The organism is Aeromicrobium sp. JJY06, from assembly GCF_044069275.1.
Taxonomy (GTDB): Bacteria; Actinomycetota; Actinomycetes; order Propionibacteriales; family Nocardioidaceae; genus Aeromicrobium; species Aeromicrobium tamlense.
This window is the reverse complement of sequence record NZ_JBIMRD010000003.1, coordinates 33,049-51,632: the sequence shown is the minus strand read 5'-3', so window position 1 is coordinate 51,632 and position 18,584 is coordinate 33,049. Positions and strand designations below refer to the sequence as shown.

The following is an 18,584-nucleotide window of genomic DNA, read 5'->3' as shown; positions in this document are numbered from 1 at the left end:
CGAACTGTCCATCGTCATCGCCGGCGCCCGCCGCGACCTCGGACACCTCGACGCCGCCCTCCACATCCTCGAAACCGAACCCCTCCACACCACCAACCGCTCCGACTGGGTCACCCGCCTGCGCTACGCCTACGCCGACACCCTCCTCGCCACCGGCAACACCCAAGACGCCATCACCTGGTTCCACCGCACCGCCGGCACCGACACCCACCACACCACCGACGTCCACGACCGCCTCAAACAACTCGAAAACTAACCCGTCGCGGGTTTCGGGAGCGGAGAGTCTCCTCCGGTTGTGGGTTCCTCTGGCCGGGGATAGACTCGCAGTAGAAAGTTGTAGATACAACTACCGCTCTCTGGAAGGACGCCGAGGATGGCCCTCTCACACAGCCTGCATCACAGTCGACGCGGTGACGCCCAGAAGGCCGACCGCACAGGTGCGCGCGAAGGTGATGCGGTCCGAGAGGGTGGGCCCACCGCGCTCGGTGGGCTGGTCATGAACGTCGGCCTGGTCCTCATGGCCGTCCTGTGGGTGGTGTCGCTGGTCCAGCTCATCCGGCTGCCGGCGCAAGGACCGCTGACGACCACGGGGGAGGCCGCCGTCTGGACGGCGCTCGCGATCGCCTCCGCGATCTCGACCTTCCTGCTCGGGGTCTGGAAGGTGCATCGCAGCTGATCTCAGTCTTCGGCCCGAGGCCGCTCAGGGAACCGAGAGAGTCCTTGGCGGCCACGGGTCGAACCCCGTGTGCCCGCGAGCACGCGCTGACCGGGGTCCAGTCCCGCCAGCAGCCGGTCGCCGATCCGGCGGACCTGGCCGAGCTGCTCACGCGTCAGCCGGCTGACGAAGACCTCGCGGACGAGGTCCACGTGACCGGGGGAGGCGGCCTCGAGTCGCTCCCAGCCCGACGGGGTTAGGCGAGCGTGCCGCGAGCGTCCGTCGTCAGGGCTCGCCGTCCGCAGCAGCAGTCCGTCGTGCTCCAGTCGGGTCACGACGCGCGAGAGGCGTGCCGGGGTGGTGTTCATGGCGGTGGCGAGGTCGGTCAGCCGCATCGAGTCCTCGTGGGTCTCGGCTAGCTGCACCAGCACGAGGAACTCGAAGAACGTCAAGTCGGCGTCGCGCCCGAGCTGGGAGTCCAGGGTCGCCGGGAGCACCTCGAGGATGGACACCAGCGCGAGCCACGCCTCGGCCTCGTCGTCGTCGAGCCAGCGCTCGCTCTCACTCATGGTGGCGACGCTAGCCGATGTCGGGTGGACGGCGAGGGTCAGCGCGGAGGCGTCTCGCCCCGGAGCCCCTGGACCGTGATCATCGTCAGCACGCGGGCGACCTCGTCGGTGTCCAGCTCCACCCCGCGGAAGTGCGCGTCCATCGCGATGCCCCAGCACATCCCGACGCACATGGGCGAGGAGAGGGCCGGATCGGCGTTCTGGGCCCAGAGGGTGCCGGCGGCGCCGCGTACGTGCTCGGCGAGCGAGTCGATGAACGGCGCGATGCGGCGCAGGTAGAACTCCTGGCCGCTGTCGCGGTCACTGAACAGGACGACGTTGAACAGGTCGAGGTACTCGACGAAGACCTCCAGCAGGCCGCGGTAGAAGATCGTGACCGCTTCGGACGAGCCGTTGATGCTCCCGGCGACGGTCTGGGCCAGGACGTCCTGCAGCAGGTGGTCGATCGGCTCGACGACGGCCTCCTCGAACAGCTGCTCCTTGGACTCGAAGTAGCGGTAGAGCAGGGCGACGTTGACACCCGCCAGCTTGGCGATGTCGCCGATGCGCGCACCCTCGGGTCCGACCCGCGCGAACTCCTCGCGCGCGACAGCCAGCAGCTGCCTGCGTCGTTCCTCGGCATGAAGCCTGACCACGTTCCACCTCCGTGCGGCGAGCCTAGGTCGATTCTCTGCGGACGGCTCTGGGAACACCGGTTTACAGGGACGAACGCCCCCGGGACTGGGGTCCGAGGGAGGGGTTCACCTCGCTCGGCATCCGTGATACGTGTGACATAGATCACATTATCGTCTCGGGAAAACCGTCCCCTCTCAAGGAGTCCGAGATGCGTCCAGTATGGAGAGTTCTCACCGCAGCGACGACGGCGACCGCCGTCGCCCTCACCTTCGCACCGTCAGCGTCCGCGCACGGCAAGCACCGCCCCACCCACCGACCCATCACCGTCGTCGCAGACGGGCTCGAGGGGCCGTTCCAAGTCTCGCGCGACGTCGGCCACCGGCTGCTCGTCATGGAGTCCGGCGCCGGCCGGGTCATCTCCGTGGATCCGCGCCACCGGGGCAAGGTGCGCACGCTGGTGAGCGGCCTGGGGCCGAACGCCGCCAGCGGCGCGGTCCGTGTCGGGAAGTACATCGCCATCGTGACCGGCGAGGCCGATCCGTCGGCGCCGGCGGGCCCGTACCCCGGCTCCTCGGTGCTGGTCGCCAAGAAGGGCAAGGTGAGCGTGTTCGCCGACCTGATGGCGCACGAGCTGAAGTACAACCCCGACGGCCAGACGCAGTTCGGCCCCGACGGTGCGCCCCTGGACGCGCTGTCGAACCCCTTCAGCCTGCTGGCCGAGCGCGGACGCCACGGGGGAGTGCTCGTGGCCGACGGTGGCGCCAACGCGGTGCTGCGCGTGAGCGCGAAGGGCAAGGTCTCGACGTTCTTCGTCCCGCCGACCGTCAACACCGGCGCCTGTGAGGGCCGGCCGAACAACGACGCGAGCACCGTGGGCTGCGACGCGGTCCCGACGGGTCTGGCCTACGGTCCGCGCAACACGCTCTACGTGTCCGCGCTGACCGGCGAGGCACCCGGAGAGGGTCGCGTGTACGTGCTCGACGCCCGGACGGGCAAGGTGAAGCGTGTCATCAAGGGCTTCACGTCACCGACCGGGGTGGCGGTGCGCCGCGACGGCACGATCTACGTGAGCGAGGTCCTCGAGGGCATGCCCGAGGGTGAGCCCGGACCCGGCTTCGATCCGTCCACCGTCGGGCAGATCGTCAAGGTCTCCCCGTGGGGCAAGCGGACGTACGCGCAGGTGACGATGCCGACCGGCCTCGTGATCTCGGGCAAGTCGCTGTACTCCACCGCCTGGTCGATCGCGGGCTTCCTGGGCATCGAGGGTGCCGGGCAGGTCGTGAAGGTCTCGGACCGGGCGTTCCGCCGGGCCTCCTGAGGGAGGCACGTCTCGGCCGCAGGGGCGCTGGTGCTCGGGACCGGCGCCCTTGTGGTGTCCTCGGCACGGGGTGCCCTCGGTCCGGTGACGCGGTCGGGCCGATGACCGTGGACGTCCCTAGACTCGAAGGGTTCGCCGGAGGCCGCTGGGGCGTCCGGCCGGAAGCCGAAGGCGAGATGATGGAGCAGCACGACCAGCGCCCGTGGGCCGTCCACTACGGACCCGGCGTCCCGGCGGAGATCGAGATCCCCGACGAGCCGGTGACGGCAGGACTTGCGCGATCGGCGCAGCGCTTCCCGGAACGGATCGCCACCGACTTCCTCGGCGCGACCGCCACGTACGCCGAGACCGAGCAGGCCGTGCGCCGCGCCATGGTGGTGCTGAGTGGGCTGGGCGTGCACGCGGGATCGCGGGTCGCGCTCGTGCTGCCGAACTGCCCGTCCCACCTCGTGGCGTACCACGCGGTCCTGCGCCTGGGTGCGGTCGTTGTGGACCTCAACCCGACGTACACGCAGGCCGAGCTCGAGCACCTGCTCGGCGACTGCGGCGCGACCCACGCGCTGGTGTGGCACAAGGCCGTCGAGCGGGTCCTCCCGGCGCGGGCCACGACGCCCCTGGAGACCGTGGTGAGCGTCGACGTCAGTCGCGACCTGCCGATGCTCTCGCGCCTGCTCCTGCGCCTGCCGCTCAAGCCCGCTCGGGCGAAGCGCGAGGCGCTGCTCGGCACCGTGCCGTCCGACATCGCCGACTGGCACCATCTCGTCGCCGGGGCGCAGGGCGAGGTGCCGCCGGCCACGGTTCGGGCCGACGACCTCGCGCTGCTGCAGTACACCGGCGGCACGACGGGAACGCCGAAGGCGGCGATGCTGACGCACCGCAACCTCGTGGCGAACCTCGTGCACGGCCAGGCGTGGGCGGGCTTCCGGGAGGGCGAGGAGACCGTCTACGGCGTGCTGCCGTTCTTCCACGCCTTCGGGCTGACGTTCTGCCTCAACCTGCCCGGCCACATCGGGGCGACCCTCGTGATGTTCCCGAACTTCGATCCCGCGGCCGTCGTGCAGGCGTTCGGCCGCCGGCCCGCCACGTTCATGGCCGGGGTCGCGCCGATGTTCGACCGGATCGCCGCGACCGCCGAGGCCTCGGGCAAGCCTCCCGCCGAGGGTTTCCGGGAGTGCCGGCTCGGTTTCGCCGGCGCGATGCCGATCCCTCCCGCCACGGTGGAGCGCTGGGAGCGGCTCACCGGGGGACTGCTGATCGAGGGCTACGGCATGACCGAGTGCGCGCCGATCGCCCTCGGCAACCCGTGCGCGCCCACGCGCCGCCCCGGCACGCTCGGCGTCCCGTTCCCCAACACCGACATGCGGATCGTCGACGTCGACGACCACACGCGCGAGGTCGGGCCGAACGAGAGCGGCGTCCGCCGCGGCGAGCTGCTGGTCCGAGGTCCGCAGGTCTTCACGGGCTACCTGAACCGGCCCGAGGAGACGGCCCACCAGCTGCTCGAGGACGGCTGGCTGCGCACGGGCGATGTCGTCGAGGTCGACGCGACCGGCTGGGTCACGCTGGTCGACCGGGTCAAGGAGATGATCATCGTCGGCGGCTTCAAGGTGTACCCGTCCACGGTGGAGGACCACCTGCGACTGCTTCCCGGCGTCACCGACGTCGCGGTCGTGGGCGTCAGCACGCGTGCCGGCGACCACGAGGTGCTCGCGGCGTTCGTGATGGAGTCCGGCGCCGCGACGCCCTCGGTCGAGACGGTCCGGGCGCACGGGGAGCAGCGTCTCGCGCGCTACGCGCTGCCGCGCCGGGTCGAGTTCGTGGAGGACCTGCCGCGCTCGCAGATCGGCAAGGTGATGCGTCGTCAGGTGCAGGAGATGTTCAGTCACCGCGACCGTGACTAGGCGACTCCGGCGCCTGCCGCGGACTCGGCGGCGGCCGCGGCGCCGCGCCGGAACGGCTCGCCGTGGCCCGGCAGCACCGTGCCGGCACCCGTGGCCGCGATCGCGTCGAGCGACCGCAGGGCACCGCGCGCGTCCTTCGTGCCGGCGCGCGCCACGATGCGCGGGCCGGTGCGACCCGTGTACGGGTCCAGCGTGACGAGCGCGTCGCCGGTGAAGACGACGTCGGAGTCGGGCAGCAGCAGCACGCAGTGGCCGTCGGTGTGGCCGGGCGTCGCGACCACCTCGACGCCGGCGGGAAGACCGTCCGCCCCGGGGTGGAGGTTCTCGATCTGCGCGACGCCCTCGACCTTCAGGGCGCCGGCAGCGACCATGCGCGCGAGGACGGGGACCGAGGCCGGGTGGCGCAGCGGGTAGAGCAGGCGCGGCCGCCCGGGCTGGTAGCGGTAGGGGCGACGGGCGATCCGGTGGTCGCCGGGATGGGCCCAGATGCGGGCGCCGGCCCGGGACGCGTGGGCCGCGAAGCCGAGGTGGTCGAAGTGCGCGTGCGTCAGCAGGACGTCGGTGACGTCGCCCCAGTCGTGACCACTCTCGCGCAGGGCCTGCTCGGCGAGCTCGCGGGTGCGGGAGAGTCCGGCGTCGACGAAGTAGGGCGCGCCGGCGCTGGTGACGAGGTAGCAGTTGGTCCCCGCCTGCTCGATCCGCACGATCCCGTCGCGCACCTGGGTGATGCCCATGAGGTCCTCCGCTCGCTCCTCGAAGGGAGTACCCGTGCGACGGCGGGACATGCACCCCGCCGCCCGCACGCCAGATGAGACGCGAGGGAGCGACCACCTCGCCCGACCTAGGCTCGAGGGCATGACCTCCCACCCCCGCCTCGTCGACGTCCAGTGGCTCCGCGATCGCCTGGACGATCCCTCGATCCGCGTCGTCGACGCCACCGTCCACCTCACCTTCGACGCCGAGGGCGCGCACACCGAGTCGGGTCGCGCGACCTACCGCGAGGCCCACGTCCCCGGGGCCACGTTCGCCGACCAGCTGGCCGACCTCACCGTCCACGACGGGGAGGCGGCGTTCGAGGCCGCGCCCTCCGACCAGTTCGCGCGGGTGATCGGCGACCTCGGCATCGGCAACGGGCACACGGTCGTGGTCTACGACCACGTCAACGGCATCTGGGCCACGCGGCTGTGGTGGCAGCTCGAGCTCGAGGGGCACCCCGACGTCGTCGTGCTCGACGGCGGACTGAAGGCCTGGCAGGACGCGGGCCTGCCCGTGGAGACGGGCGACGCGACCTACGAGCCGGCGCGGTTCACGCCCTCGCGCAGCAGCGAGCGCATCGCGAGCACCGCCGACGTGGAGGCCGCGACGCAGGACGGCTCGGTCCTGCTCATCAACTCCCTCGACCGCGAGTCCTTCGCCGGCGGTCGCATCCCGGGCAGTGTCAACGTGCCGTTCGGCGAGCTCGTGGACGAGCAGGGACGCCTGCGCAGCCTCGACGAGCTGCGCCCGCTCTTCGAGTCGGTCGGCGCGCTCGATCCCGAGGTGGCGCCCGTGACGTACTGCGGCGGCGGGATCGCGGCGACGGCCGTCGCGTTCGCGCTGAAGGGCCTCGGCCGCGACGACGTCGCGATCTACGACGGCTCGCTCAACGCCTGGACCGCAGACCCGGCGCGTCCTCTCGAGCAGGGCTGAGACATGAGGAGGGGCCGGCGATCCGTCGCCGGCCCCTGGCTCGGGTCGGGGTTGGGGAGAGGCGTAGGGTGGTAGTTGAACCTTCAACTAAGCGCCCGGAGGGCGCTCCCACCATCAAGGAAGAGAGGAAGTGGGCGACATGGTCGTCTACAACGAGATCGTGGCCGTCACCTCGGGCGCGGGTCTCCTCGGCGTCGCGATGTTCCTGCACCACCTGCTGCGGGGCAAGCGCGTCGACAGCGAGGGATGGGCCGCGTTCTTCGGACTGACCGGTCTGCTGCTGTTCGTCCTGGGCGTGCACACCACCGTGACCTGGCCGTTCGGCGGGGAGGGCTTCGAGTACGCCAACATCGCCTTCGGCCAGCCGGCCGCCGCCTTCGGCGCGCTGCTGCTGTTCGCCGCGATCTACCTGTGGCGCAACCGCGAGCTCTTCGCCGGCGAGCAGCAGCTCGTCCGGGACGCGGTGCTGTCCGCCGTGAAGCCCGCGAGCATCTTCGTCGGCGCCCTCGGCCTGGGCATGGCCGTCCTGGCCATCGCCTTCGTGCGGTTCCAACTGGGTGCCGCGCCCCCGGAGGAGCCCATCAGCGGCCGCTTCGGCCACCTGCCGATCCTCGAGGCGCTGTTCCTCGGCGGCCTGTGGGGCATCGTCGCGGTAGGCGCGCTGCTGTTCGCGTTCGCGCTGCTGACCGACCGCCCGCAGCTGCTGCGCTGGGTCGTGTGGGCCTTCGTGATCGGCGGCGTGGTGTTCCTGCTGTTCGGTGCGATGAACTTCTACACGCACATCGGGATGTATCACAACATCGAGTACGGCACGAACTACAACTGGTGACGGCCTGAGGCACCCCGAACGGGCGGGCGGTGACGCGTGAGCGCACCGCCCGCCCGTTCGTTCGCCCGGAGTTCGGATCCATCAGGAGCCCGCCGCGAGCCACATCGACGTCTGCCACCCGTGGCTCGAGGGCGGGCTGGAGGTGGTGAGGCCGCGCGTCGTCGTCCGCCTCGGCGCCACGGCGGGCCGTTCGGTGCTGGGTCGGACCGTGCGGATCCGTGAGGAGCGCGGGCACGTGCTCGAGGTCGACGCGCCCCTACGCGGTGGTGCTCACCACGCCCCCTCGGCGCTGCTGCGCCTGCGCGACCGCGGCGACGACGCCACCGGGCTGCAGGACCTCGCCGTCGACCTGCGACGCGCCGCCGACGCCGCGTGAGCGACTACTGCTGCTCGGACTCGAGCTCGGGACGGGTCTTCGCGGCGCGGTCGCTGCCGTGGAGGTTGCCCGTGTCGACGAGCTCCTGCGCGATGTCGCGCAGCTTGAGGTTGCTGTGCGAGCTGATCCGCACGAGCACCTGGAACGCGGCCGCCGAGTTGACGCCGTAGCGCTCCATGACGATGCCGACGGCCTGTCCGACGAGCGTGCGTGCGTCCAGCGCGCGGGTGAGGTTCTCCTGCGCCTGGGCGGCGGCGAGCGCGACGGCGATGTGGGCGGCGAGCGCGGTGCCCTCGTCGCGGTCGTCCTCGCTGAAGCCGTCACGGCGCTGCGAGTAGAGGTTGAGGGCGCCGATGTCGTCCTTCTCGGTGAACAGGCGCAGGCACAGGACGCTCAGCACCCCCTGCTCCTCGGCGACCCGCGGTCCCCAGATGCCCCAGCGGGCGTCGTCGGTGAGGTCGGGCGAGTGCACGACGGCCTCGTCCCACACGGCCTGCAGGCACGGGCCGTCGCCGAGGTCGTACTGGAGCCGGTCGCAGGCCAGCGCGACGCCGTCGCTGGACGAGGGCGTCTCGAGCGCCCCGCGCCGTCGCACGAGCGTGACGCTGGCGGAGTCGCAGTGGCGGATGTTCGTGACCGCCAGCTGCACGGCGGTCTCCATCGTGGCGCTCGCGCTCGGCGCGGTCTGGAGGTTGCGTGCGGCCTCGGCGAGCCGTTCGGCGAGCGGCAGGTCCTCGCTCATGAGCCGACGCCCTCCCACGGCTCTGCGTCCTCGGCGAGGGACGACGGGAACAGGTCGGCGCAGCCGGCACGGCGCGCGACCACCCGGTGGTAGTCGGAGTCGCCGACCACCTCGAGATCTCCGCCACGAGCACGCAGCCTCAGCTGCTCGTCCCGCAGCACCCGCAGGTTCGACTCGTCCACGTACGTCACCTCCTCCACGTCCACCTCCACGCGGGTGCACCCGCGCGTCGCCAGGCTCTCGAGCACGTCGGCGAGGTGTGCGGTCGTCGACGGGTCGAGCTCGCCGAAGATGCGCACCTGCGCCAGCGGTGGATCGCACGAGAACTGAAAATCGGTCTGCAAGGCAGACCTCCTCTGGGGGAGGAGGATCAGTGCCTGGGTTTGAAGCACCGCGCTAGAGCCCCAAAGTACAAGTGCAGGGGTGCCCGGAGCAATTCAGGGAGGGCGTGTCAGCCGAACGTGTCGAGCGCCCTGCGCAGGGCGAGCACGACGCTGTGGACGAGCAGCTGCTCGTGGGTCTCGCCGGGCTGGTTCCGCAGCAGCTGCTCGAGCTCGGCGTCGGCGGCCGTGAGCGTGGACTGCGTGTCCCCGCCGTACTGGTAGGCGTCGAGGGCGTCGGCCACCCGGTGCATCGCGCGGGCAATGGGCTCGCGAGCGTCGTCGGAGAGTGCGGCACGACCCTCGGGGTCCCCGGGGACGCCGTGGGGCAGCAGCACGAGGTCGCTGACGTCGGAGACCAGGAGGGACACGCGGTCGAGCGAGTCCGCCTCCTGGGTCAGCACGTCCAGCGCGTCACGGTGCCGGCGGGCGCGCGCGTTCGCCGTGAGGGACTCGTGGACCAGGGTGACGGCGTCGCGCATCGCGGTCCGGGCCCGCCGGAGCTCGGAGTGCTCACGGTGCCACTCGTCGAGCGTCGGCAGCTCGTGCTGGACCATGAGGTCGCCCAGCTCGCGCAGCTGGGCCGCCAGCACCGTTCGGGTGCGTCCGACGGCGAGTCGCGCGGGGGCGAGCGGCAGCGGCGGCGCGACCATGTTCACGGCGATGCCGACCATCGCGCCGACGAGTGTCAGCCCGCCGTACGCGGCGATGAAGTTGGCCTCGCCGTGACCGATGATCAGCGTGAACACCGCCGCCGTGGGCGCCCAGCCGCCCATGGCGCCGAGGGGCCGCCAGCCCGCGACGCTCACGGAGATCGCGACGACGAGCGCCAGCGTGACGGCCGCGACGTAGTCCCCGGTGGCCGTGTCGACGAGCCAGGCGATCACGCCGCCGACGACGATCGCCCCGACCGCCTGCAGGGACTCGCGCACCGAGCCCGCCAGCGTGGATGTCGTGGCGATGATCGCGCCGAACGGCGCGTAGTACGGATAGTCCTGCGATCCCGGGACGAAGCGCACGAGGATCCACGCCAGCCCGGCGGCGACGGCCGCACGCAGTGCGAGGGCGATCCGGGGATGCATCATCCACCGGTCGAGGAGCCATCGGGTCGCTGCGTGCATCACCTCACCGTGACACGAGCCGCCGACGGCGGCACCTCGTCCTGGCTCAGCCGTTCCCGTGGGGCGTCAGCACGACCTTGCCGACCGTGGCCCGGGTCTCGAGCGCCCGGTGGGCCTCGGCCGCCTCGGCCAGCGGCAGGACCGTGCCCACGAGGGGCACCCGGGTCCCGTCCGCCGCCGCGGCCAGTGCCCTTCGCTCGAGCTCGGGCAGGCGGTCGAGGATCGGCGGCCCCAGCACGTCGACCACCCGGCGCTCGGGATCGGCGTAGGCGTTCTGCTCGCCCGACGACCAGCCGAACCGCACGAGCCGCCCGCCCGGGGCCAGCCCACCGAACAGGACGCGTCCCACGGGCCCGGCGACCCCGTCGAGCACCACGGTCGGCGTCCCGGCCTCGGCGATCCGCGACTCCCAGCCGGGGGAGAGGCGGTCGAGGGCGAGGTCCGCGCCGAGCCGCCCGACGAGCGCCGTCTTCTCCTGACCGCCGGCCACGCCGACGGTGCGCGCGCCCGCGCTCCGCGCACCCTGGAGCAGCAGCGGGCCGAGGCCTCCGGCAGCGGACGTGACGACGACGACGTCGTCGGGACGCAGCCCGGCGAGCTCGAGGATCGCGGTGGCGGTGCGACCGGTGCCGATCGTCGCGACGGCGGTCGGTGCGTCCATGCCGTCGGGGATCGCATGCGCCCGGTCGGCGGCCACGACGGCCTGGTCGGCGTAGCCGCCCCCGCCGAACCCGAGGTGGGCGACGACGCGCCGGCCGAGCCAGCCGGCGTCCACACCCGCGCCGACCTCGTCGACCACGCCGGCGACCTCACGGCCCGGGACGAGCGGCAGCTCGGGCCGCGGGCCCGCGCCGAAGGAGTCACCCGCCCGGATCGACGTGTCCAGCAGGTGCACGCCGGCGGCCTCGACCGCGATGCGGAGCTGCCCCGGGGCAGGGGCCAGGTCGGGGAGGCGCTCGAGGCGCAGGACGTCGGCGGGCCCGAACTCGTGGTGGCGGATCGCGTGCATGACCCCATCGGACAACCTCAACCCCCGTTGAGGTCAAGCGAACGCCTCGCCGCACGGGCACACCGTGCGTAGGGTGCCAGCATGAGCGCGATCTCCCTGACCCCCGAGGACCCCCGCGGCATCCTGCTCTTCGCGCCGGGAGCCGGGGGCGACCCCACGCGCTACCGCCGGCTGCTCGACGCGGCGGCGGACGCCGGCTTCCTCGTCCGTGCCCCGGAGCACGAGCTCACCGAGACGTTCTCCGACGACGTGGTGCGCCGGAGGGTGGAGGCGCTGGTCGCGCCCCTCGCCGGGCTCGACCGCGACGACCTGCCCGTGGTGGCGGCGGGACACTCGCTGGGTGGGTGCGCCGCCCTGTGCCTCGCGGGAGCCCGTCCCCGAACGCGGGCCGGGGAGCCGTTCGAGGTCCCGACCGAGCCGCGCGTCTCGCGCGTGGTGGTGCTGGCGCCGGCGACCGGCTGGTTCGCGGGCCCTGACGCGCTCGACGCCGTGACCGCCCCCGTCACCGCGTTCGTCGGCTCGGAGGACACCGTGACCCCACCGGAGTCGGCCGAGCTGCTCCGCCCGGCGCCGGCCGGCCTCGACCTGCACTCCTACGACGGCGTCGGCCACTTCGACTTCATGTCGCCGCTGCCGTCGAACAAGGTGCCGACACCGTGGCTCGATCCCGACGCGTTCTACGAGGTCTTCCTCCGGGACTTCCTCGCCGCGATCGGCTGACCCGACCGTCCGTCGACTGTTCGCGGCGACCCCGTCGGCCGCTCGTGGCCGTCGCGTCCGCCGGCGGGTCGAAGGGTCGGGCTGGCCCGACACCAGGTGTCGGGGTGGCAGGATCGTGTCCCGGCCGCGACACGACGACGATCGAGACATGACCACCATGAGCATCCCCACCACCGCACGGCGCGACCCGTCACCGCTGGCCGCCCGCGTCGGGTGGGACACCCTGTACGCCCTCACCGCCTTCCCGCTCGGCCTCCTGGGCTTCGTGATCACGATCGTGGGCGTCGCCACCGGCGTCGCGACCCTGATCGTGTGGGTCGGCGTCCTGGTCCTCGCCGCGACGCTGGTCGTCTCGTCGTGGCTGGCGCGCCTCGAGCGCGTGCGGCTCGTCGCGATGCAGGGCCGCGAGCCGCGGCCGACGACGTACCGCGTCGGCACCGGGCGCGAGGGCCGCGTCGCCCGTCTGATCGCGCCGCTGCGCGACCCGCAGATGTGGCTCGACACGCTGTGGGGTCCGCTCGCGTTCGTCACGGGCCTCGCCGCGTTCATCGTGACCGTGGTCTGGTGGGCGGGCGTGCTGACCGGGCTGACCTACTGGTTCTGGCAGATTTGGCTTCCGCAGAGCGAGGGCAACGAGACGCTGGCGTCGCTCATCGGCCTCGGCGACGGGCGGCTGGCGGACAGCCTGCTGAACCTCGCGATCGGCCTGGCGGCGCTCGTGACCCTGCCGTGGGTCGTCCGCGGAGCCGCGTGGCTGCACGCGTCGCTCGCCGACGTCGTGCTCAACGGCCGCAGCTCGATGTCGGCCCGGGTCGAGCGCGCCGAGGGGGCGCGCGACGCCGCGCAGGAGGCCGAGGCCGTGGCGCTGCGCCGCCTCGAGCGCGACATCCACGACGGGCCGCAGCAGCGCCTCGTCCGCCTGACGATGGACCTCGGTCGGGCGCGCCGTCAGGTCGGTGCGGACCCCGAGCAGGCCTCCGCCACGATCGAGTCGGCCCTGGAGCAGGCACGCGAGACGCTCGACGAGCTGCGCGCGCTGTCGCGCGGCATCGCCCCGCCGCTGCTGGTGGATCGGGGCCTCGGGGTCGCGCTCGACGAGCTGGTCGTCCGCAGCGCCGTCCCGGTGACCCTCGTCCACGACCTGCCCGCGGGCCTGTCGCCGCACGTGGAGACTGCCGTCTACTTCACCGTCTCGGAGGCGCTCACCAACGTGGCCAAGCACTCCGGCGCGGACACGGCCGACGTGCGCGTCGTGCCCAACGGCTCGGACCTGCTGGTGCAGGTGCGCGACGCGGGCGTCGGCGGGGCCCACCCGGGCAAGGGACAGGGCCTCGCGGGCCTCGCCCAGCGAGTCGCGGCGGTCGGCGGCACGCTCGAGGTCGACTCGCCGGTGGGCGGTCCGACGCTCGTCACCGCGCGCATCCCGGCCGGGTGACCACCGGCGGCGGGACCGCGACCGGGCCGATGCACGATGCTGGTGCGATGCGCATCGTGATCGCCGACGACTCGGTCCTGCTCCGCGAGGGCCTGCGGCTGCTGCTGACCGAAGCGGGTCACGAGGTCGTGGCACAGGTCGCCGACGGGCCCGGATTCGTGGCAGCCATGACCGAGCACCGTCCCGACCTCGGCGTCGTCGACGTGCGGATGCCGCCGAGCCACACCGATGAGGGACTGCGGGCTGCGGTCGAGGTGCGGGGCCGGTGGCCGCAGGCGCGGATCGTCGTGCTGAGCCAGTACGTCGAGGTCTCGTACGCCGACGATCTGCTGGCCGGAGGCGAGGGCGGGGTCGGGTACCTGCTGAAGGACCGCGTGAGCGACGTCGACGACTTCCTCGGCGCCCTCGACCAGGTCGTCGCCGGTGGCACCGTGCTCGATCCGCAGGTGGTCCAGCAGTGGATGGGACGCCGGGCCGACCCGGTCGCGGCGCTGACTCCGCGCGAGCGCGAGGTCCTCGCACTGATGGCCGAGGGCCGCTCCAACCAGGCGATCGCGCAGGCCCTGCACGTCACCGAGGGCGCGGTCGAGAAGCACACGCAGCGCATCTTCGCGAAGCTCGGCCTGTACGCCGACGAGAGCGACCACCGGCGGGTGCGCGCCGTGCTGGGGTGGCTGCGCTCCACCTCGCGCTGAGGCTCAGAGCGCCGCGGTGCCCTCGACCAGCAGAGTCGCCGGGTCGCCCTCCTCGGGCGTGGGGACCACGGGGCTCACGGGTTCGCACCGCAGGGAGCGCAGCTCGCACGTGACGACCTGCCGAGCACGGACGATGTTGTCGACGTCGGCCTCGTCGATCTCCTCGGCCACGCCGAAGAACGTGTCCGCGTCGCTCCAGCCGGCCAGCGTGAAGTGCTCCCACGGTGCGTCGATCCCGCGCTGGTCGCCGCTGGCGGCGTCGTAGACGACGGCCTGGGTCGGCCACGCCGAGGTGTCGAAGATCGTGCTGCGATCGGGTGACAGGAGCCCCGGTCCGTACAGCGAGGAGTCCGACAGCTCGCGGTGACGACCCTCGCCGCTGATGCTGACGCGGTAGCCCGCGGGGAACAGCGTGTCGGCCAGGTGCGGGTAGACCTCGAGGCCGTCGGCATCGAGGGTCGCGGCCTCGCGCGAGCCGTCCTCGAGGTCGATCGTGGCACCGTCGAAGAAGACGTGCTCGGTGCTGACGCCGTGCAGCAGCGGCATGATCTCGCCGTACAGGTCGGCGAGGTCGGCCTCGCGGTCAGGCTTCTCGTCCGGCGTGCGGTAGAGCTGCTCGCCGGTGCGGGTGTCGAACGCGGCGACCTGGATGACGTGGGTGCCGTAGCGGTCGGTCGGGCCGCGCGACTGGTCGACCGTGGCGAGCACGGAGCGGTCCGCCGAGACGGCGAGGTTGTCCCACCCGACGTCGGCGACCTCGCGGATGTCGCCCTCGGCGCTGGTGAACAGCAGGGTCCCGCCGCGATTCCAGTAGACGCCCGTCGCGCCCAGGACGAACTGGTCCACGTCGTCGCCGAGCTCCACGGTCACGTCGCCCACGTGCAGCGTGCCGTCGAGCAGCCAGGCCGGCGCGGTCGTGTCCCACGTGGTCGGGCCCACGGGCAGCGTGAACGCAGGCGTGACCGCCGACCCCTCGGTCGAGCCCGCACACCCCGCCAGCACGACGCAGGCGAGCAGCGCCACGATCGTGCCTCGGATGCCCACCGGGCCATGATCACACGGCCGCCCGCGAGCACGTCGGACGCGCGGGCTAGCCTGCAGGCGAGACACGGGGTGCCCCACCGGGGCTGAGATCACACCCGTCGAACCTGATCTAGTTCGTCCTAGCGAAGGGAATGTCGCGATGTCGCGCACGCCTGCAGACCTGTCCTCCTTCACCTCCGAGGCCCTGGGCCGCGTCCGCGCCCGAGGGCCGCTCGTCCACTGCATCACCAACAGCGTCGTGGTGAACTTCACCGCCAACGCCCTGCTCGCCGCCGGGGCGGCGCCGGCCATGGTCGACATCCCCGACGAGGCCGGTCCGTTCGCCGCCGTCGCCGACGGGCTCCTGGTGAACCTCGGCACGCCCACGGCCGAGCAGCGGGCCGCGATGGTCGAGGCCGCCGAGGCCGCGAACGCCGCGGGCACCCCCTGGGTCCTCGACCCGGTCGCGGTCGGGTCGCTGCCCGTGCGGACCGCGCTCGCCGAGCAGTTGCGCGACCTCGGGCCGACCGTGGTCCGCGGCAACGCATCGGAGATCATCGCCGTCAGTGGATCCGGGGGCGGTGGCCGCGGTGTCGACGCCACGGACGACGTCGAGGGGGCCGTCGAGTCGGCGCGCGCTCTGGCCGTCCGCACGGGTGGCGTCGTCGCGGTCTCCGGACCGGTCGACGTCGTGACCGACGGCGAGCGCCTGGTCCGGATCGCCAACGGCGACCCGCTGCTCACGCGGATCACCGGTGGCGGCTGTGCCCTCGGCGCGCTGATGGCGGCGTTCGCCGCGGTGGACGACGACCGTCTGGCCACGACCGTTGCCGCGGTCACCGTCTACACCGTCGCCGCGGAGCTCGCCGCGAAGCAGAGCGCCGGCCCCGGCACCTTCGGCCCGGCCTTCCTGGACGCGCTGGCCTCAATCGACGCAGCCGACCTCGACGCGCGGGCGCGGCTGTCGTGAGCGCCGACCTGTCGGTCTACCTCGTCACGGACGCGGCGGTCGCCGCGTCGCGCGGACGGGAGGTCGTGGAGGTGGTCGCCGAGGCGGCCGCCGGGGGAGTGACCGCGGTGCAGGTGCGCGAGAAGGAGGCACCGGCCGCCGACTTCCTCGCCACCGTCGTCGCCGTGTCGGAGGTCCTGCCGGAGCACGTCGCCCTGATCGTCAACGACCGCGTCGACGTGTTCCTCGCCGCCCGGGCCCGCGGCGCCCGGGTCACGGGCGTGCACCTGGGGCAGGCGGACCTGCCGTCTGCGGTGGTTCGCGAGCTCGTCGGCCCCGAGGCGCTGATCGGCCTGAGCGCCGCCACGCCTGCGGAGCTGACCGCCGCCGAACTGGATCCCGGCCGGGTCGGCTACGTGGGGATCGGGGTGCTGCGGGCGACGACGACCAAGCCGGACGCGCCGCCGCCGCTCGGTATCGAGGGATTCGAGCGGCTCGCGCGGAGCACTTCCCTGCCCGCCGTCGCGATCGGCGGCATCACGAGCGCGGACCTGCCGGCACTGCGCGCCGCGGGTGCGGCCGGAGCAGCCGTCGTCTCGTCGATCTGCGGTGCGGCAGACCCTCGCGCGGCTGCGCGCGAGCACGCTGACGCGTGGGGTCTGGCGTGAGCGCCCCGGTGCAGGTGCCGCGGGTGCTCTCCATCGCCGGCACCGACCCGACGGGCGGCGCGGGCGTCCAGGCCGACCTCAAGAGCATCGCGGCCCAGGGCGGCTACGGCATGGCCGTGGTCACCGCGCTGGTCGCGAAGAACACGCACGGCGTGCGGTCGGTGCACGTGCCGCCGGTCGCCTTCCTCGCCGAGCAGCTGGATGCGGTGAGCGACGACGTCGAGATCGACGCGGTGAAGATCGGGATGCTGGCCGGCCGCGAGGTCATGGAGACCGTGAGCGCGTGGCTCGACCGCGCACGACCGCCGGTGGTCGTGCTCGACCCCGTGATGGTCGCGACGAGCGGTGATCGGCTGCTCGACGCGGACGCCGAGGAGGCGCTGCGGGGCCTGCTGCCGCGGGTCGACCTCATCACGCCCAACGTGCCCGAGCTGGCGGTCCTCGCCGAGGAGGCTCCCGCGACCTCGTGGGGCGAGGTGCTGGCGCAGGCCTCCCGCGTCTCGGTGGCGTACTGGGTGCGGGTGCTGGCGAAGGGCGGCCACCTCGACGGCGAGTCCGTCCCGGACGCCCTGGTCGACGGGAGTCGCGTCGTCGAGTTCACCGGGGCCCGGATCACGACCACGTCCACCCACGGCACGGGATGCTCGCTCTCGTCCGCCGTCGCGACGATCGTCGCGCGCACCGGCTCGTGGGAGCAGGCGACGGCCGACGCCAAGCGCTGGCTGGCCGAGAGCATCGCCCACGGCGAGGATCTGCGCGTCGGCTCGGGCCATGGCCCGGTCAGCCACTTCGCCGGGCTGTGGGCCCGCGGAGGCCTCACGACCCGGCCCACCGCCGCCGAGGTGGAGCGCGACTGGTGGGACGCCGTGGCGGACGTCCGGGCGGCGATCGACGATCTGGGCTTCGTGCGGGGACTGGGGGACGGGACGCTGTCGAAGGAGGCGTTCGGCTGGTACCTGGCCCAGGACGCGCTGTACCTGCGGGACTACGCGCGGGTGCTGGCGGAGGCGAGCCGGCTGGCGCCGACGCTGGGGGAGCAGGCGTTCTGGGCGTCCGGCGCCCACGGCGCCCTCGTCACCGAGCTGGCCCTGCACACGGACTGGCTGGGTGGCGTGGAGCCGGCCGCGCCGAGCGCCACGACCACGGCGTACCTCGACCACCTGCTGGCCACCGCGGCGCGGGGCGACCACCGTGTGCTCGCGGCGGCGGTGCTGCCCTGCTACTGGATCTACGCCGACCTCGGCGAGCGCCTCCGCGGGCTCGCGACCGACGGGCACCCCTACCGCGACTGGCTGCTCACGTACGGGGATCCCGCGTTCGAGTCCGCGACCGAGCAGGCGATCGTCGTCGTCACCCGGCTCGCCGCCGAGGCCGACGACGCCACCCGGGACGCGATGTGGCGGGCGTTCCGCGCCTCGTGCGAGCACGAGCTGGCCTTCTTCGCTGCTCCGCCGGACGGAACGGTCTAGCCGCCTCGTCGCGCGAGGAAGACGTCGTGCTCCGCGCACGACTCGGGCACGGTGACGCCTGCTATCGAGAGCGGTCCGGGCGGCACCGTGTCCGACGAGTGCTCGAGGACCATCCCGCCCGGCACCTCGACCCGGTCGCCGAGCGAGAGCTCGCCGAGGTGCGGGATGTCGATCGTGAGCGGGTCCTCGTCGACGACGTCGGTGCCGACGGGCCAGATCACGACGATGCCGTCCGCGCCGAGACACCCGCCGACCAGCTCGAGGGTGCCGCCGCCCAGCGCGTCGGCGCCGGAGCTCGACCGCTCGCCGACGAGCACCGTCGCGTCGCCGGCGGTGATCTCCTTGCCGCCGCAGCCCGCGAGGGCGAGAGCGATGAGGAGGGCGGGCAGGGTGCGCATGCCTGAAGCCTGCCCGTTCGCCG

Annotated in this window: 21 protein-coding genes, 1 pseudogene and 1 riboswitch; of the genes and pseudogenes, 13 read left to right on the top strand and 9 right to left on the bottom strand. The window is 72.9% G+C overall.

Annotated features, from left to right (window positions below):
- Positions 1 to 256 (top strand): annotated as a pseudogene (locus tag ACGWYL_RS16185) (tetratricopeptide repeat protein); the annotation flags it as partial.
- A 240-nt stretch (positions 257 to 496) separates the two neighbouring features.
- Positions 497 to 676 carry a hypothetical protein gene (locus ACGWYL_RS16180; protein ID WP_179423994.1) on the top strand — a complete coding sequence of 60 codons (180 nt, stop codon included), beginning with the start codon at positions 497 to 499 and terminating at the stop codon, positions 674 to 676.
- 2 nt (positions 677 to 678) lie between these two features.
- On the opposite strand, the gene ACGWYL_RS16175 is transcribed toward ACGWYL_RS16180, so the two are convergent.
- Positions 679 to 1,224 (bottom strand): MarR family winged helix-turn-helix transcriptional regulator, encoded by a 546-nt coding sequence (locus ACGWYL_RS16175; protein ID WP_179423995.1) that lies wholly within the window; start codon positions 1,222 to 1,224, stop codon positions 679 to 681.
- A 38-nt stretch (positions 1,225 to 1,262) separates the two neighbouring features.
- A complete protein-coding gene (locus ACGWYL_RS16170) occupies positions 1,263 to 1,859 on the bottom strand; it encodes a TetR/AcrR family transcriptional regulator (RefSeq protein WP_395487715.1) in 597 nt (198 codons plus the stop codon).
- A 188-nt stretch (positions 1,860 to 2,047) separates the two neighbouring features.
- Between ACGWYL_RS16170 and ACGWYL_RS16165 the strand changes: the two genes are divergently transcribed.
- Together ACGWYL_RS16165 and ACGWYL_RS16160 are read left to right on the top strand one after the other, a co-directional pair.
- Complete coding sequence (locus ACGWYL_RS16165; RefSeq protein ID WP_395487714.1) at positions 2,048 to 3,157, top strand: ScyD/ScyE family protein; 1,110 nt, start codon at positions 2,048 to 2,050, stop codon at positions 3,155 to 3,157.
- A 179-nt stretch (positions 3,158 to 3,336) separates the two neighbouring features.
- Entirely contained in the window at positions 3,337 to 5,058 is a 1,722-nt protein-coding gene (locus ACGWYL_RS16160) for an AMP-binding protein (RefSeq protein ID WP_395487713.1), read from the top strand.
- Here the strand turns inward: ACGWYL_RS16160 and ACGWYL_RS16155 are convergent.
- On the bottom strand, positions 5,055 to 5,843 hold the full coding sequence (locus ACGWYL_RS16155; RefSeq protein ID WP_395487712.1) for an MBL fold metallo-hydrolase: 789 nt from the start codon (positions 5,841 to 5,843) through the stop codon (positions 5,055 to 5,057). The two genes, ACGWYL_RS16160 and ACGWYL_RS16155, sit on opposite strands and share 4 nt — an antisense overlap.
- 70 nt (positions 5,844 to 5,913) lie before the next feature.
- Between ACGWYL_RS16155 and ACGWYL_RS16150 the strand changes: the two genes are divergently transcribed.
- The 3 genes from ACGWYL_RS16150 to ACGWYL_RS16140 all read left to right on the top strand — a co-directional run bounded on the left by ACGWYL_RS16150 (position 5,914) and on the right by ACGWYL_RS16140 (position 7,952).
- Positions 5,914 to 6,747, top strand: a complete 834-nt coding sequence (locus tag ACGWYL_RS16150) for a sulfurtransferase (RefSeq protein WP_395487711.1) — start codon at positions 5,914 to 5,916, stop codon at positions 6,745 to 6,747.
- 139 nt (positions 6,748 to 6,886) lie between these two features.
- Positions 6,887 to 7,576 carry a DUF981 domain-containing protein gene (locus ACGWYL_RS16145; protein ID WP_395487710.1) on the top strand — a complete coding sequence of 230 codons (690 nt, stop codon included), beginning with the start codon at positions 6,887 to 6,889 and terminating at the stop codon, positions 7,574 to 7,576.
- A gap of 76 nt (positions 7,577 to 7,652) precedes the next feature.
- The gene (locus ACGWYL_RS16140; RefSeq protein WP_395487717.1) at positions 7,653 to 7,952 is read left to right on the top strand and encodes a uracil-DNA glycosylase family protein; all 300 of its coding nucleotides are present in this window, start codon (positions 7,653 to 7,655) and stop codon (positions 7,950 to 7,952) included.
- Positions 7,953 to 7,956: 4 nt separating this feature from the next.
- Here ACGWYL_RS16140 and ACGWYL_RS16135 read toward each other — a convergent pair whose 3' ends face one another.
- The 4 genes from ACGWYL_RS16135 to ACGWYL_RS16120 all read right to left on the bottom strand — a co-directional run bounded on the left by ACGWYL_RS16135 (position 7,957) and on the right by ACGWYL_RS16120 (position 11,204).
- Positions 7,957 to 8,694, bottom strand: a complete 738-nt coding sequence (locus ACGWYL_RS16135; protein WP_218845733.1) for a GAF and ANTAR domain-containing protein — start codon at positions 8,692 to 8,694, stop codon at positions 7,957 to 7,959.
- Entirely contained in the window at positions 8,691 to 9,038 is a 348-nt protein-coding gene (locus ACGWYL_RS16130; RefSeq protein ID WP_269302781.1) for an STAS domain-containing protein, read from the bottom strand. The genes ACGWYL_RS16135 and ACGWYL_RS16130 overlap by 4 nt, the downstream gene beginning before the upstream one ends.
- A gap of 107 nt (positions 9,039 to 9,145) precedes the next feature.
- Positions 9,146 to 10,195: an aromatic acid exporter family protein gene (locus ACGWYL_RS16125; RefSeq protein ID WP_179424001.1), complete on the bottom strand. Its 1,050-nt coding sequence runs from the start codon at positions 10,193 to 10,195 to the stop codon at positions 9,146 to 9,148.
- 46 nt (positions 10,196 to 10,241) lie between these two features.
- The gene (locus ACGWYL_RS16120) at positions 10,242 to 11,204 is read right to left on the bottom strand and encodes an alcohol dehydrogenase catalytic domain-containing protein (RefSeq protein ID WP_395487709.1); all 963 of its coding nucleotides are present in this window, start codon (positions 11,202 to 11,204) and stop codon (positions 10,242 to 10,244) included.
- An 81-nt stretch (positions 11,205 to 11,285) separates the two neighbouring features.
- On the opposite strand from ACGWYL_RS16120, the gene ACGWYL_RS16115 reads away from it, so the two are divergent.
- The 3 genes from ACGWYL_RS16115 to ACGWYL_RS16105 all read left to right on the top strand — a co-directional run bounded on the left by ACGWYL_RS16115 (position 11,286) and on the right by ACGWYL_RS16105 (position 14,054).
- Entirely contained in the window at positions 11,286 to 11,924 is a 639-nt protein-coding gene (locus ACGWYL_RS16115; RefSeq protein WP_395487708.1) for an alpha/beta hydrolase family protein, read from the top strand.
- 148 nt (positions 11,925 to 12,072) lie between these two features.
- Entirely contained in the window at positions 12,073 to 13,359 is a 1,287-nt protein-coding gene (locus ACGWYL_RS16110; RefSeq protein WP_395487707.1) for a sensor histidine kinase, read from the top strand.
- Positions 13,360 to 13,406: 47 nt separating this feature from the next.
- Entirely contained in the window at positions 13,407 to 14,054 is a 648-nt protein-coding gene (locus ACGWYL_RS16105) for a response regulator transcription factor (RefSeq protein ID WP_269302773.1), read from the top strand.
- Positions 14,055 to 14,057: 3 nt separating this feature from the next.
- Here ACGWYL_RS16105 and ACGWYL_RS16100 read toward each other — a convergent pair whose 3' ends face one another.
- On the bottom strand, positions 14,058 to 15,098 hold the full coding sequence (locus ACGWYL_RS16100; RefSeq protein ID WP_395487706.1) for a hypothetical protein: 1,041 nt from the start codon (positions 15,096 to 15,098) through the stop codon (positions 14,058 to 14,060).
- Between the two features lie 55 nt (positions 15,099 to 15,153).
- Positions 15,154 to 15,247: riboswitch (TPP riboswitch) on the top strand.
- On the opposite strand from ACGWYL_RS16100, the gene thiM reads away from it, so the two are divergent.
- The 3 genes from thiM to ACGWYL_RS16085 all read left to right on the top strand — a co-directional run bounded on the left by thiM (position 15,238) and on the right by ACGWYL_RS16085 (position 18,163).
- Positions 15,238 to 16,047 carry a hydroxyethylthiazole kinase gene (thiM, locus tag ACGWYL_RS16095; protein ID WP_395487705.1) on the top strand — a complete coding sequence of 270 codons (810 nt, stop codon included), beginning with the start codon at positions 15,238 to 15,240 and terminating at the stop codon, positions 16,045 to 16,047. It overlaps the preceding riboswitch by 10 nt.
- Positions 16,044 to 16,694, top strand: a complete 651-nt coding sequence (thiE, locus tag ACGWYL_RS16090) for a thiamine phosphate synthase (protein ID WP_269302766.1) — start codon at positions 16,044 to 16,046, stop codon at positions 16,692 to 16,694. The genes thiM and thiE overlap by 4 nt, the downstream gene beginning before the upstream one ends.
- A complete protein-coding gene (locus ACGWYL_RS16085) occupies positions 16,691 to 18,163 on the top strand; it encodes a bifunctional hydroxymethylpyrimidine kinase/phosphomethylpyrimidine kinase (RefSeq protein WP_395487704.1) in 1,473 nt (490 codons plus the stop codon). The genes thiE and ACGWYL_RS16085 overlap by 4 nt, the downstream gene beginning before the upstream one ends.
- On the opposite strand, the gene ACGWYL_RS16080 is transcribed toward ACGWYL_RS16085, so the two are convergent.
- Positions 18,160 to 18,561 (bottom strand): hypothetical protein, encoded by a 402-nt coding sequence (locus ACGWYL_RS16080; RefSeq protein WP_179424010.1) that lies wholly within the window; start codon positions 18,559 to 18,561, stop codon positions 18,160 to 18,162. The two genes, ACGWYL_RS16085 and ACGWYL_RS16080, sit on opposite strands and share 4 nt — an antisense overlap.
- Between the last annotated feature and the right edge of the window lie 23 nt (positions 18,562 to 18,584).

Bases quoted from the DNA above. Each gene is read 5' to 3' on its own strand.
- ACGWYL_RS16180 (WP_179423994.1), top strand. From the start codon at position 497: ATGAACGTCGGCCTGGTCCTCATGGCCGTCCTGTGGGTGGTGTCGCTG.
- ACGWYL_RS16175 (WP_179423995.1), bottom strand. From the start codon at position 1,224: ATGAGTGAGAGCGAGCGCTGGCTCGACGACGACGAGGCCGAGGCGTGG.
- ACGWYL_RS16165 (WP_395487714.1), top strand. From the start codon at position 2,048: ATGCGTCCAGTATGGAGAGTTCTCACCGCAGCGACGACGGCGACCGCC.
- ACGWYL_RS16160 (WP_395487713.1), top strand. From the start codon at position 3,337: ATGGAGCAGCACGACCAGCGCCCGTGGGCCGTCCACTACGGACCCGGC.
- ACGWYL_RS16155 (WP_395487712.1), bottom strand. From the start codon at position 5,843: ATGTCCCGCCGTCGCACGGGTACTCCCTTCGAGGAGCGAGCGGAGGAC.
- ACGWYL_RS16150 (WP_395487711.1), top strand. From the start codon at position 5,914: ATGACCTCCCACCCCCGCCTCGTCGACGTCCAGTGGCTCCGCGATCGC.
- ACGWYL_RS16145 (WP_395487710.1), top strand. From the start codon at position 6,887: ATGGTCGTCTACAACGAGATCGTGGCCGTCACCTCGGGCGCGGGTCTC.
- ACGWYL_RS16135 (WP_218845733.1), bottom strand. From the start codon at position 8,694: ATGAGCGAGGACCTGCCGCTCGCCGAACGGCTCGCCGAGGCCGCACGC.
- ACGWYL_RS16125 (WP_179424001.1), bottom strand. From the start codon at position 10,195: ATGCACGCAGCGACCCGATGGCTCCTCGACCGGTGGATGATGCATCCC.
- ACGWYL_RS16120 (WP_395487709.1), bottom strand. From the start codon at position 11,204: ATGCACGCGATCCGCCACCACGAGTTCGGGCCCGCCGACGTCCTGCGC.
- ACGWYL_RS16115 (WP_395487708.1), top strand. From the start codon at position 11,286: ATGAGCGCGATCTCCCTGACCCCCGAGGACCCCCGCGGCATCCTGCTC.
- ACGWYL_RS16110 (WP_395487707.1), top strand. From the start codon at position 12,073: ATGACCACCATGAGCATCCCCACCACCGCACGGCGCGACCCGTCACCG.
- ACGWYL_RS16105 (WP_269302773.1), top strand. From the start codon at position 13,407: ATGCGCATCGTGATCGCCGACGACTCGGTCCTGCTCCGCGAGGGCCTG.
- thiM (WP_395487705.1), top strand. From the start codon at position 15,238: ATGTCGCGCACGCCTGCAGACCTGTCCTCCTTCACCTCCGAGGCCCTG.
- ACGWYL_RS16080 (WP_179424010.1), bottom strand. From the start codon at position 18,561: ATGCGCACCCTGCCCGCCCTCCTCATCGCTCTCGCCCTCGCGGGCTGC.